The 12,228-nt window shown below is 71.6% G+C and carries 10 protein-coding genes; 2 read left to right on the top strand and 8 right to left on the bottom strand.

Annotation, left to right across the window (positions count from 1 at the left end; genetic code table 11):
* Window position 1: 1 nt before the first annotated feature.
* The 4 genes from CEB94_RS28515 to CEB94_RS28500 all read right to left on the bottom strand — a co-directional run bounded on the left by CEB94_RS28515 (window position 2) and on the right by CEB94_RS28500 (window position 5,239).
* The gene (locus CEB94_RS28515) at window positions 2–1,714 is read right to left on the bottom strand and encodes an urease subunit alpha (RefSeq protein ID WP_175434904.1); all 1,713 of its coding nucleotides are present in this window, start codon (window positions 1,712–1,714) and stop codon (window positions 2–4) included.
* Window positions 1,715–1,907: 193 nt separating this feature from the next.
* A complete protein-coding gene (ureA, locus tag CEB94_RS28510; protein WP_175434903.1) occupies window positions 1,908–2,615 on the bottom strand; it encodes an urease subunit gamma in 708 nt (235 codons plus the stop codon).
* A gap of 249 nt (window positions 2,616–2,864) precedes the next feature.
* The gene (locus CEB94_RS28505) at window positions 2,865–3,953 is read right to left on the bottom strand and encodes a branched-chain amino acid aminotransferase (RefSeq protein WP_175434902.1); all 1,089 of its coding nucleotides are present in this window, start codon (window positions 3,951–3,953) and stop codon (window positions 2,865–2,867) included.
* Between the two features lie 242 nt (window positions 3,954–4,195).
* Window positions 4,196–5,239, bottom strand: a complete 1,044-nt coding sequence (locus CEB94_RS28500) for a 3-isopropylmalate dehydrogenase (RefSeq protein ID WP_175434901.1) — start codon at window positions 5,237–5,239, stop codon at window positions 4,196–4,198.
* Window positions 5,240–5,393: 154 nt separating this feature from the next.
* Here CEB94_RS28500 and CEB94_RS28495 point away from each other — a divergent pair, with 154 nt between their 5' ends.
* Complete coding sequence (locus CEB94_RS28495) at window positions 5,394–6,974, top strand: purple acid phosphatase family protein (protein WP_175434900.1); 1,581 nt, start codon at window positions 5,394–5,396, stop codon at window positions 6,972–6,974.
* A 46-nt stretch (window positions 6,975–7,020) separates the two neighbouring features.
* Here the strand turns inward: CEB94_RS28495 and CEB94_RS41765 are convergent, their stop codons facing one another.
* The 4 genes from CEB94_RS41765 to CEB94_RS28480 form a co-directional block, all read right to left on the bottom strand.
* Complete coding sequence (locus CEB94_RS41765; protein WP_104781486.1) at window positions 7,021–7,152, bottom strand: hypothetical protein; 132 nt, start codon at window positions 7,150–7,152, stop codon at window positions 7,021–7,023.
* A 252-nt stretch (window positions 7,153–7,404) separates the two neighbouring features.
* Entirely contained in the window at window positions 7,405–7,947 is a 543-nt protein-coding gene (locus tag CEB94_RS28490; protein WP_175434899.1) for a GNAT family N-acetyltransferase, read from the bottom strand.
* A 73-nt stretch (window positions 7,948–8,020) separates the two neighbouring features.
* Window positions 8,021–9,661, bottom strand: a complete 1,641-nt coding sequence (pruA, locus tag CEB94_RS28485; RefSeq protein WP_175434898.1) for an L-glutamate gamma-semialdehyde dehydrogenase — start codon at window positions 9,659–9,661, stop codon at window positions 8,021–8,023.
* Window positions 9,662–9,715: 54 nt separating this feature from the next.
* The gene (locus CEB94_RS28480; protein WP_175434897.1) at window positions 9,716–10,696 is read right to left on the bottom strand and encodes a proline dehydrogenase family protein; all 981 of its coding nucleotides are present in this window, start codon (window positions 10,694–10,696) and stop codon (window positions 9,716–9,718) included.
* A gap of 152 nt (window positions 10,697–10,848) precedes the next feature.
* Here CEB94_RS28480 and CEB94_RS28475 point away from each other — a divergent pair, with 152 nt between their 5' ends.
* Window positions 10,849–12,186 carry a helix-turn-helix domain-containing protein gene (locus tag CEB94_RS28475; protein ID WP_425472498.1) on the top strand — a complete coding sequence of 446 codons (1,338 nt, stop codon included), beginning with the start codon at window positions 10,849–10,851 and terminating at the stop codon, window positions 12,184–12,186.
* The last annotated feature ends 42 nt before the right edge of the window (window positions 12,187–12,228 follow it).

Below are 12,228 nucleotides of genomic sequence, written 5' to 3'. Positions count from 1 at the left end.
CTCAGAGGAAGTAGAGACGGTTGAGGGAGACGGACTCGGCGGGTTCGGAGCGCAGCGGCTCGCCGTCGAGGGTGACCAGACCGGTGCGCTGGTCGACGTCGACGGCTCCGGTACGGGAGTTGAGGCGCAGGTCGGCCGGGCCGATGCCGCGGGTGCCGCGCACGGTGACCCTGCGGCGGCGGGTCGGCATGGTGTCGTGCCCCTGGTCGAGCGCGGCCCGGGCGACGAACGCCACCGAGATGTCGGCCGGTGTCGCCCCGTGTGCGCCGAACTGCGGCCCGAGGACGAGGGGTTCGCAGGTGTCGGTCGCCGCGTTCGGGTCGCCGGTCACGCCGTACGCCGGGAAGCCGGCCTTCAGCACGAGCTGCGGCTTGGCGCCGAAGTACTCGGGCCGCCACAGCACGATGTCGGCGAGCTTGCCGGTCTCGATCGACCCGACCTCGTGCGCGAGCCCGTGCGCGAGGGCCGGGTTGATGGTCAGCTTGGCCATGTAGCGCAGGACGCGCTCGTTGTCGTGCTCGTCGTTCGGGGCACCGAACTCGGCCTTCATCTTCCCGGCCATGGCGAACGTACGGCGGACCGTCTCGCCCGCGCGTCCCATGCCCTGCGCGTCCGAGGAGGTGATCCCGATGGCGCCCAGGTCGTGCAGGACGTCCTCGGCGCCCATGGTTCCGGCCCTGATGCGGTCCCGGGCCATGGCGGCGTCGCCGGGCAGGTCGGTCTTCAGGTCGTGGACCGAGACGATCATGCCGTAGTGCTCGGCGACGGCGTCCCGGCCGAAGGGCAGGGTCGGGTTGGTGGAGGAGCCGATGACGTTCGGTACGCCCGCCATCTTCAGGACGTTGGGGACGTGCCCGCCGCCGCAGCCCTCGATGTGGAAGGCGTGGATGGTCCGGCCCTCCAGCACCCGCAGGGTGTCCTCGACGGAGAGGCACTCGTTCAGCCCGTCGCTGTGCAGGGCGACTTGGACGTCGTGCTCCTCGGCGACGCGTAGTGCCGTGTCCAGCGCGCGGGTGTGGGCGCCCATGTCCTCGTGCACCTTGAAGCCGGACGCGCCGCCCTCGGCCAGGGCCTCGATGAGGGGTGCCGGGTGGGACGACGAGCCCCGGCCCAGGAAGCCGATGTTGACCGGCCAGGCGTCGAACGCGTTGAACGCGTGCCGCAGCGCCCAGGGCGAGTTGACGCCGACGCCCCACACCGGGCCGAACTCCTGCCCGATGATCGTGGTCACGCCGGAGGCGAGCGAGGCCTCCATGACGCGCGGCGACAGCAGGTGGACGTGGGTGTCGACGGCCCCGGCGGTGGCGATGAGGCCCTCGCCGGAGACGATGGAGGTGCCCGTGCCGACGACGACGTCGACTCCGTCGAGGGTGTCGGGGTTACCGGCCCGCCCGATCGAGCGGATCCGGCCCTCGCGGATGCCGATCGAGACCTTCCGGATGCCCTGCACGGCGTCGATCACCACGACGTTGCTGACCACGACGTCACAGGTCTCCCGGACCGCGGCGGCCTTCAGGTGCAGTCCGTCACGGGCGGTCTTGCCGAACCCGGCGAGGAACTCCTCGCCGTACCGCTGGGAGTCGGACTCGACGCGAATGGTCAGCCCCGAGTCACCGAGACGGATGCGGTCGCCGGCGCGGGGGCCGTGGGTGGCGGCGTACTCGTGCGGGGTGAGGCGGCGGGCCTCGGCGGGATGGCCTCCCGGGCGGCTCATCGCTCCGCCTCCTGCCCGGGTGTGCCCGGCGCGACCGGGCGCACGCGGCCGCCGGCGCGGCCGTGGACGGCCGCCCGCTCGGCAGAGCGACCTCCCGGCCGCCCCATCACCCGCCCCGCACACCCGGCGGGGCCGCACCCCAGGCGGCTCATCGCTCGCCCCGCGCACCCGGCGGGGCCGCGCCCCTGGCGCCTCATCGTTCGACCTCCTGCTCAGGCGGTGTGTCCGGTATGCCGAGGTAGCCGCAGGCGGCGGCCCGGCGCAGTGCCTCCTCGCGGGCGCCGGGGGCGTCCAGCGGTCCGTCGACCAGCCCGGCGAACCCGATCGCGATCCGCTCACCCCCCATCGGCACCAGCCCGACCTCGACGCTCTCCCCCGGCCCGAACCGCACGGACGACCCCGCGGGCACGGCGAGCCGCATGCCGTAGGCCCGCCCGCGGTCGAAGTCGAGCCGCGGGTTGGCCTCGAAGAAGTGGAAGTGGGAGGTCACCGAGACGGGCACCGCCGCGGTGTTCGTGACCGTGAGCCGTTCGGCCGGCTCGGGTTCGGCCTGCTCCGGCCCGGGCAGCAGCGCACCCGGGGCGTCCGGGCCCGAGCCGCCGCCGACGGGGTCGGAGACGACCGCGAGCCGTGAGCCGTCGTCGAAGACGGCCTCCACGTGCACCTCGGTGACGACGGCGGCGACACCGGGCAGCACGTCGTCCGGGCCGAGCACCGCCCGCGCGCGCTCGATCGCCTCGGCAAGCCGTGCGCCGTCCCGGGCGGCCTCGCACACGGTGTCCGCGACCAGGGCGGTCGTCTCCGGCACGTTCAGCCGCAGACCGCGCGCCCTGCGGGCCCGGGCCAGCTCGGCGGCCGAGAAGAGCAGCAGCCGGTCACGTTCGGTGGGGGTCAGTCTCACGCCTGGGCACCTCCTTGCCATCCACAGTTTAGAGCATCACTCTAACCGGGGATTTCCGCAACCCACGGGTTGCCGTCGCACAGCCGGCAAGGTTTATTTGAGCGTTGCTCCAATATGCTGCGGCCCCGGGCTCGACTTCAGTCGAGCCCGGGGCCGTGGAGGCGACTTCCGCTTCCTGTCCGACCGGATGGGGCGGTGGGTGGACACAGGCCGGGGGCCGGAAACGGAGTCCCCGGGGTGCGGGGCTACTCAGCCCAGACGGTGCATCCAACCGTGCGCGTCGGAGGCCGTACCCCGCTGAACATCGAGCAGCGCCTGCCGCAGCCGCAGCGTGACCTCGCCCGGCTCTCCCCCGCTCTGCTTCCACTCCGCCCCGGCCCGCTTCACCGTACCGACGGGGGTGATCACCGCGGCCGTACCGCAGGCGAACACCTCGGTCAGCGACCCGTTCTCCGCGTCCCGCTGCCACTGGTCGACCGAGACCCGGCCTTCCTCCGCCTCGTATCCGAGGTCACGGGCGACGGCGAGCAGGGAGTCGCGCGTGACACCCTCAAGGATCGACCCGGTGAGCGACGGCGTGACGATCTTGTCGCCGTACACGAAGTACAGGTTCATGCCGCCCAGCTCCTCGACCCACGTGTGCTCCACGGCGTCGAGGTAGCAGACCTGGTCGCAGCCCTTCGCCGCGGCCTCGGCCTGCGCGAGCAGGGACGCCGCGTAGTTGCCGCCCGTCTTCGCGTCACCCATGCCGCCGGGGACGGCACGGACGCGGTCCTCGGAGACCCAGATGGACACCGGCTTCACACCACCGGGGAAGTACGCCCCGGCCGGAGAGGCGATCACCAGGAACAGGTACTCGTTGGCCGGCTTCACACCCAGCCCGACCTCGGTGGCGATCATGAACGGGCGCAGGTAGAGGGACTCCTCGCCGCCGTGCGCCGGCACCCATGCCTTGTCCTGCTTCACCAGGGCGTCGCACGCCTCGATGAACGTCTCGACCGGCAGCTCGGGCATCGCGAGCCGGCGCGCGGAGCGCTGGAACCGCTCGGCGTTCTTCTCGGGGCGGAAGGTGGCGACGGACCCGTCGGGCTGGCGGTAGGCCTTCAGCCCCTCGAAGATCTCCTGGGCGTAGTGCAGGACCGTGGTGGCGGGGTCCAGGGAGATCGGCGCGTACGGCACGAGCTGACCGTCGTGCCAGCCGCGGCCTTCCGTCCACTTGATCGTCACCATGTGGTCGGTGAAGTGGCGGCCGAAACCGGGGTTGGCCAGGATCCCCGCGCGTTCCGCGGCGGAGAGCGGGTTGGCGGAGGGCTTGAGCTCGATCGTGGGCGTCGTCATGGGTTGATGTCCTTCACCGGTTGTAGTGACGGGCCGCGCTCGGTACTGCTCTGATGGTGACCAGTGCTAGGACGTCCGAGCATTCCCTCATTCCGCGGCCTCGCGTTCGATTATCGCCCGGGGGCGGCGGCGGAAGGAACGGGGTGAATGCGGCCCGGTGGTCGATGGTGGCACCCGGCGGGAACATGCGGAAGCCGCCGGGTGCGGATGCGACCCGGCGGCTTGCGGAAAGCAGCGGCGGGTCAGCCGGCTACGCGTACGGCGAGCGCGTCGCCGATCTCCGAGGTGGAGCGGGCGGGCTTGCCGGCGCGCTCGCCGAGGTCGGCGGCGACCGCCTCGTCGATGCGGGCGGCCTCGGCCTCGTAGCCGAGGTGGCGCAGGAGCAGGGCGACGGACAGCACGGTGGCGGTCGGGTCGGCCTTGCCCTGGCCGGCGATGTCCGGGGCCGAGCCGTGCACGGGCTCGAACATCGAGGGGAAGTCGCCGGCCGGGTTGATGTTCCCGCTGGCGGCGACGCCGATGCCGCCGGAGACGGCCGCGGCGAGGTCGGTGACGATGTCGCCGAAGAGGTTGTCGGTGACGATCACGTCGAAGCGCTCGGGCTGCGTGACGAGGTAGATCGTCGCCGCGTCCACGTGCATGTACTCGGTGGTGACCTCGGGGAACTCCTCGGCCACCTTGTTGAAGATGTTCGTCCACAGGTGACCCGCGAAGGTCAGCACGTTGTTCTTGTGGATCAGCGCCAGCTTCTTGCGCGGGCGGGCCTGGGCACGGGCGAAGGCGTCGCGGACCACGCGCTCGACACCGAAGGCCGTGTTCACGGAGACCTCGGTGGCGACCTCGTGCTCGGTGCCCTTGCGGATCGTGCCGCCGTTGCCGGTGTACGGGCCCTCGGTGCCCTCGCGGACCACGACGAAGTCGATCTGCGGCTCGCCCGCGAGCGGGGTGGCGACACCCGGCAGGAGCTTCGACGGGCGCAGGTTGACGTGGTGGTCGAAAGCGAAGCGGAGCTTGAGCAGGAAGCCGCGCTCCAGGACGCCGGACGGCACGCTCGGGTCGCCGATCGCGCCGAGCAGGATGGCGTCGTGCCGCTTCAGGGCGTCGAGGTCGGCGTCGGTGAGGGTCTCACCGGTGGCGTGGTAGCGCCGGGCGCCGAAGTCGTACTCCTCGGTCTCCAGCTTCACATCCTGCGGAAGGACGGCGGAGAGGACCTTCAGACCTTCGGCCACGACCTCCTGGCCGATGCCGTCACCGGGGATCACTGCGAGATTGAGGCTGCGAGACATGCGGGCACCCTACTCCCCGTCCCATGGGATGACACTCGGTGTCCGTGATGCGGACAGGTGGGAGGCACCCGACCGGGGGACGGCACGCGTCCGCCCGGTGCCGTTCACCCGCACGTGGTGCGGACGTTGGCCTACGCTGGGAAGTTCACTGGACATGGAGATCCCCCACTTCGGCATCCCGCCCGAGCTCGCCGGCCGCATGAGCATGGCGGAGCAGCACGAGTACCTGCGGACGCGACTGTCGCGGCGGCGCACCCTGGTGACCGCGGGCGCGGTGGCGAGCGGACTGCTGACCGGCTGCTCCGGTTCCGGCTCCCGTTCCGGGCAGGGCGGCGCCACGGCGTCCGGGAGCCCGTCGCCCAGCACGTCGAAGGCGCCCGGTTCCCTCATCACGCCCTTCGGCCGCCATCTCGCCTTCGGCGCCGACCCGAAGACGCAGATGCGGATCTCCTGGCAGGTGCCGCTCGCGGTACGGGGGCCCTACGTCCGGGTGGGTCTGCGCCCCGACGACCTCGGCCGCAAGGTCGATGCGGAGCTGCGCGCCCTGCACACCCCCGAGCTGAAGGGCGTACGGGCGGCGGTCGAGCAGTACTACCCGCACGCCGCGCTGGACGGTCTGCGCCCGGACACGACGTACTACTACGGCGTCGGCCACGAGGGCTTCGACCCGGCCTCCCCGCGGCACCGCTCGACCGTCACGTCGTTCCGCACGGCACCCGCGAGCCCGCCGGAGCGGTTCGTGTTCACCGCGTTCGGCGACCAGGGCGTCGGCGAGGAGGCGGCCCTGAACGACCGAACGCTTCTGCGCCGCGAGCCCGCGTTCCATCTGCACGCCGGCGACATCTGCTACGCCGACCCCACCGGCAAGGGCAAGGAGTCGGACGTCTTCGACGCGAGCCAGTGGGACCGGTTCCTCAAGCAGACCGAGCCGGTGGCCAGGTCGGTGCCGTGGATGGTGACGACCGGCAACCACGACATGGAGGCCTGGTACTCACCCGACGGCTACGGCGGCCAACTCGCCCGGTTCTCCCTGCCGGACAGCGGCTTCGACGCGCGTACGGCACCGGGCGTGTACGCCTTCACGTACGGCAACGTCGGCGTTATCGCGCTGGACGCGAACGACGTGTCGTACGAGATCCCCGCCAACTTCGGCTACACGGAGGGGAGGCAGACGCGGTGGCTGGACAGGAAGCTCGGCGAGTTGAGGAGTTCGAAGGACGTCGACTTCATCGTCGTGTTCTTCCACCACTGCGCGTACTCGACGTCCACGCACGCCTCCGACGGCGGGGTGCGCGCCGAGTGGCTGCCGTTGTTCGCCCGGCACGAGGTGGACCTGGTGATCAACGGGCACAACCACGTCTACGAGCGGACGGATGCCATCCGGGGCGGCGAGGTGGGCAGGCCGGTGCCGGTCGGCGGCACGACGGATCCGCGGCGGGACGGGATCGTGTACGTCACCGCGGGCGGCGGCGGCAAGGAGCTGTACGGCTTCCCCGACGGCGTGAAGGAGAGCTACGAGGGGAACGCCGCCGACCACGAGCCGGTCGCCACGTTCCGGTGGACCACGTCACGGGAGACCAAGGCGGAGTCGGCACAGTGGTCGCGGGTGCGCTACCGCGGCTTCTCGTTCCTCTCGGTGGAGGCGGAGAGCGGCGCCAGGCCGGGACTGAAGGTGTCGGCGCTGACGTCGAGCGGTGCGCGGATCGACCATTTCGAGGTGCGGCGCGGGGCGTGAAGGCCCCGCACCGCGCCTCGTCGGGCGGCTCCCGTCCTGATGCGGCTCAGTGGCCGCTGGATCCGCCGTTGTCCCTGCGGTCGAGGGCGCGCTGGAGCGCTGCGGCGGCGTTCTTGCGGTCGGATTCGGTCGTACGGGAAACGTGACGGACTCGGCGGCGGACGGTCGTCTCGGCCATGGGAAATCGACTCCTTCGACAGCACGGAGTGCACAGGGAGGGTTACGAGACGCCGGAAGGGGCGGAGAGCAGCGGTGCCGCAGGGGTTGCCTGCACGGGGCCCGGCTCACGTCCGCCATTCGCTTGGTCGAGCGAGACGTTCGGCTCCTACAAAGCTAAGGGAGCGCGGAGCGTCTGTCTCCACAATTACTCGGACTTCCTACTATCTGAGACGGTGGATTGGGTCACACTGCTGTGACCTGCGGTGATCTCTTAGAGGACGTCGCCGTCGCGCCAGTCGAAGAGCAGTTCCTGCCCGGGGTCGAGGGAGCCGGCCAGGGCGGCACGGACGTAGGTGCCGCCCTCCTCGTCCGGCAGGCGGACGATGCCGTCCCGCGGGCTGAGGGCATGCACCTGACCGGTCCACGGCTCCCAGCCGCGGGAGGTGTAGAGCCGGGCCCCGTCGTCGCTGGCGGACAGGGCGCCGAGGTCGTAGGCGCGGTCGACGACGCGTTCCAGTTCCGCCATGACCAGCCCGCCGAGGCCGGTGCGGCGCGCGTCGGCACGGACGGCGACGTTCTCGACGTACCCGGTGCGCAGCCACGTACCGCGGTGCCGCACCCGGCGCATCACGACCGCGCCGTGCGCGGCGAGCCCCGAGTCGTCGTGGACGAGGGCGTGCATGCCGCCGAGGCCGTGGTCCCAGTCGTCGTCGCCGAAGTCGCCGTCGAACGCGGCGTCCAGGAGGCCGCGCACGGCGTCGAGTTCGGCGGGGGTGAGGTCGGCGGTGTGGGCGGTGCGCACGCGGGTGGTCATCGTGCCAGTCTTCCCCCGGGCATGCCGACGGGCCAGGTGATTTCGTCACCTGGCCCGTCGGTGTGGCTGGGTGTCAGCCCATGTGCGGGTACGGGTAGTCCGTCGGCGGGACCAGCGTCTCCTTGATGGCGCGGGTCAGGGTCCAGCGCATCAGGTTCTGCGGGGCGCCGGCCTTGTCGTTGGTGCCGGAGGCGCGGCCGCCGCCGAAGGGCTGCTGGCCGACGACGGCACCGGTCGACTTGTCGTTGATGTAGAAGTTGCCGGCCGCGTAGCGCAGCTTGTCCATGGTGTAGGCCGCCGCCGCGCGGTCGTTCGCGATGACCGCGCCGGTCAGGGCGTAGTCGGAGACGGACTCCATCTGGGTCAGCATCTCGTCGTAACTGCCGGCCGAGCTGTCGTCGTACACGTGCACGGCGAGGATCGGGCCGAAGTACTCGGTGCGGAAGACCTCGTTCTCCGGGTCCGTGCACTCGATGACCGTCGGGCGGACGAAGTACCCCTCGGAGTCGTCGTAGGTGCCGCCCGCGACGATCGTGCAGGAGGCGTCGTTCTTGGCGCGGTCGATGGCGGCCTTGTTCTTGGCGAAGGCACGCTCGTCGATGACGGCGCCGATGAAGTTCGACAGGTCGGTGACGTCACCCATCTTGATGCCGTCGACCTCGGCGGCGAACTCCTCCTTGAAGCCGGAGTTCCAGATCGAGGCGGGGACGTACGCGCGGGACGTGGCGCTGCACTTCTGGCCCTGGTACTCGAAGGCACCGCGGGTCAGGGCGGTCTTCAGGATGGCCGGGTCGGCCGACGGGTGGGCGACGAGGAAGTCCTTGCCGCCGGTCTCGCCGACCAGCCGGGGGTAGGTGCGGTACTTCTCGATGTTCGCGCCGACCGTCTTCCACAGGTACTGGAAGGTCGGGGTCGAGCCGGTGAAGTGGATGCCGGCGAGGTCGCGGTGCTCCAGGGCGACCTTGGAGACCTCGATGCCGTCGCCGGTGACGAGGTTGATGACGCCCTTGGGCAGACCGGCCTCCTCCAGCAGCTGCATGAGCAGCACGGCGGCGTGGGTCTGCGTCGGGGACGGCTTCCAGACGACGACGTTGCCCATCAGGGCCGGGGCCGTCGGCAGGTTGCCCGCGATGGCGGTGAAGTTGAAGGGCGTGACCGCGTAGACGAAGCCCTCCAGCGGGCGGTGGTCCAGACGGTTCCACACGCCCGGGGCGTTGGCCGGCGGCTGCTCGGCCAGCAGGTTGCGGGCGTAGGAGACGTTGAAGCGCCAGAAGTCGATCAGCTCGCAGGGCGTGTCGATCTCGGCCTGCTGGGCGGTCTTGGACTGGCCGAGCATGGTCGAGGCGGCGAGCGTCTCGCGCCACGGGCCGGACAGCAGCTCGGCGGCACGCAGGATGATCGCCGCGCGGTCGTCGAAGGACAGGGCGCGCCAGGCGGGCGCGGCGGCCAGGGCCGCGTCGATCGCGTCCTGGGCGTCCGCCTGCGTGGCGTTGCGGTACGTGCCGAGCACGGCCTGGTGGTTGTGCGGCTGGACGACCTGGAAGGCCTCGCCGCCGCCCATCCGCTTCTCGCCGCCGATGGTGCAGGGCAGGTCGACGGGGTTGTCGGCCAGCTCCTTCAGCCGGGCCTCCAGCCGGGCCCGCTCGGGCGAGCCGGGGGCGTAGCCCTGCACCGGCTCGTTGACGGGGGTGGGGACCTGGGTCACAGCGTCCATGGTTTCCGTAACTCCTTACTGAGCGGTGTTTCGGTCTCAGCCCTTGAAGGGCTGTCAGCCCTTGGTGAGCATCGAGCGGGCGAAGAAGCGCAGGTTGGCCGGCTTCTCCGCGAGACGGCGCATGAAGTAGCCGTACCAGTCGGTGCCGTACGCGGTGTACACGCGCATCCGGTGGCCCTCGGCGGCCAGCCGCCGGTGCTCCTCGGTGCGGATGCCATAGAGCATCTGGAACTCGTACTCGTCGAGCTTGCGCCCGGCCTGGTGGGCGAGTTCCTGGCCGATCGCGATCAGGCGCGGGTCGTGGGACCCGATCATCGGGTACCCCTCCCCCGCCATCAGCGTCCTCAGAACCCGGACGTAGGCCCGGTCGATCTCGTGTTTGTCCTGGTACGCGACCGAGGCCGGCTCCTTGTACGCGCCCTTGACCAGACGCACCCGGCTGCCGCTCGCGGCGAGTCGGCGGGCGTCGGCCTCGGTGCGGAAGAGGTACGCCTGGATGACGCAGCCGGTCTGCGGGAAGTCCTTCCGCAGTTCCTCGTGGATGGCGAACATCGAGTCGAGGGTGGTGTGGTCCTCGGCGTCGAGCGTGACCGTGGTGCCGATCTCGGCGGCGGCCTCGACGACCGGGCGGACGTTCTTCAGGGCCAGCTCGTGGCCGTCCTGGAATGTGCGGGTGGGCCCGCAGGGCCCTTCGAACAGGGCGGTGGTGGGTGACGGGAGGGCCTGTCCGAACATCGACAGCTTGACCGACATCTCGGCGCGGGTGCCGAGCTCCAGCGGCTTGAGGCGGTCGACGAGCTCCAGGTAGGCGTCCCGGGCGGCGGCGGCCTGCGTGGGGTTGGTGATGTCCTCGCCGACGACGTCCATCGTCAGCTCGAGGCCGTCGTCCGCGAGGTCCCGGACGACGGGGACGATGTCGTCGACGTCCTCGCCCGGGATGAAGCGGTCGACGACCTGCTTGGTCACCGGGGCCGCCGAGACCAGGCGTCGCATCCGGTCGCTGCGCGACGCGGCGAGAATCACGGGACCCAGCACGGGGCACCTCCAGAGCACAAGCAACGTGAAGGCCGGACCCCGCGCGTCTGACGCGTCGGGTACGGCACGGAGAACCACCGTGAAACCTAAGGATCCTCCCGATCGTCTGCCATCGACAGCTGTCACGCATCCGTGCCGCAGATCTCAGACAGATGTATGAAGGGCTCCGGGAAGTGCGCGACAATGCCCGGGTGACGTCGGAACACAGGGGCGACTACGAGGAGCTGGTCGACGAGATCTCGGAGCTGCTCGGCGCGCCCGCGACCTTGGAGAACCGGGACTTCGAGCTGATCGCCTTCGGGGCGTACGACAGTGAGGGCGACCTCGATCCGTCGGCCCTGGACCCCGTGCGCACCCGCTCGATCCTCACCCGCCGCTCGACGGCGGCGGTCCGGGCGTGGTTCGAGGGCTTCGGCATCACCCGGGCGGCGGGCCCGGTCCGTATCCCCCCGACACCGGAGGCCGGGGTCTACCGGGGCCGGATCTGCCTCCCCGTCCGGCACCGGGGCGTGGTGCACGGCTACGTCTGGCTCCTGGACGACGATCCCGGCCCGAGCGAACCCCAGCTCGCCGCGGCCATGCAGGTCACGGCCCGCATCGGTGCCCTGCTCGCGGACGAGGCCCAGCACGGCGCCGACCTCAGCCGCGAATTGAGGGCGGTCCTCACCGCCGAGCGCGGCTGGCAGGGCGACATGGCCATCGCCGAGCTCCGCACCGCTCTCGGCCCCCGCGCCGACGGCCTCCATGCCCTGATGTGCGTCGCCCCCTGGCCCTCGGCCGACCCCGACGACGCCCCGTCGGTCCGCGCGGTCCCGGGCGCGACGGCCCTGTGCACCCTGCCGTGGGGGGCGACGGCCCAGTGCCTGGCGGTCCTGATCCGCCTGCGCTCCCCGGACGTCCTGACACCGGCGACGACGGCGGCGGGGCGGTTGCTGGAGCGGGCGCGTGGGGGGAGCGGACCGGCGAGCGCGACTGCGCAGGGGTCGGGCGGCAGCGGTTCGAGCGGAGCCACCACCGCCGGCACGGACGGCGCCTCGGGCGCAGCCGGGAGCCCCGCCGCCGGTATCGCCACCCCCCGCTCCGGCCTCGCCGGCCTGGCGACCGCCTGGTGGGAGGCGTCGGCGGCCGCCCGGGCGGCGCTGGCCGAGGCGCGGTTCGGGCCGGTCGCGCAGTGGGCGTCGATCGGGCCGTTCCGGCTGCTCACGGCCCTGCCCCCGGAAGTCGCCCACGACCCCGTCGCCCGCACGCTGCTCGCCCCGGTCCACCACGACCTGGCCCGTACCGCCGAGGTCTACCTCGACTGCGCGGGCCAGGCCGCCCGGGCCGCCGCCGAGCTGGGCATCCACCGCCAGACCCTGTACTACCGCCTGTCCCGGATCGAGAAGCTCACCGGCCTCGACCTGGACGACGGCGAGGACCGCCTGCTGCTGCACATGGCTCTGAAAGGGGCTCGGCTCGCCCCCGGCGAGACCCCAGGGCCGTCCGGGTGAGAACCCTCGCCCGAACGGGCGGTTTCAGGACGGCCCCCCAAC

Source organism: Streptomyces hawaiiensis (genome assembly GCF_004803895.1).
Taxonomy (GTDB): domain Bacteria; phylum Actinomycetota; class Actinomycetes; order Streptomycetales; family Streptomycetaceae; genus Streptomyces; species Streptomyces hawaiiensis.
This window is presented reverse-complemented; position numbering and strand designations above follow the sequence as displayed.

Coding starts and splice junctions, on each gene's coding strand:
- CEB94_RS28505 (WP_175434902.1), bottom strand. CDS start 3,953: ATGACGACGCCCACGATCGAGCTCAAGCCCTCCGCCAACCCGCTCTCC.
- CEB94_RS28475 (WP_425472498.1), top strand. CDS start 10,849: ATGTATGAAGGGCTCCGGGAAGTGCGCGACAATGCCCGGGTGACGTCG.
- CEB94_RS28490 (WP_175434899.1), bottom strand. CDS start 7,947: ATGACCACCCGCGTGCGCACCGCCCACACCGCCGACCTCACCCCCGCC.
- CEB94_RS28515 (WP_175434904.1), bottom strand. CDS start 1,714: ATGAGCCGCCCGGGAGGCCATCCCGCCGAGGCCCGCCGCCTCACCCCG.
- pruA (WP_175434898.1), bottom strand. CDS start 9,661: ATGGACGCTGTGACCCAGGTCCCCACCCCCGTCAACGAGCCGGTGCAG.
- CEB94_RS41765 (WP_104781486.1), bottom strand. CDS start 7,152: ATGGCCGAGACGACCGTCCGCCGCCGAGTCCGTCACGTTTCCCGTACG.
- CEB94_RS28495 (WP_175434900.1), top strand. CDS start 5,394: ATGGAGATCCCCCACTTCGGCATCCCGCCCGAGCTCGCCGGCCGCATG.
- CEB94_RS28500 (WP_175434901.1), bottom strand. CDS start 5,239: ATGTCTCGCAGCCTCAATCTCGCAGTGATCCCCGGTGACGGCATCGGC.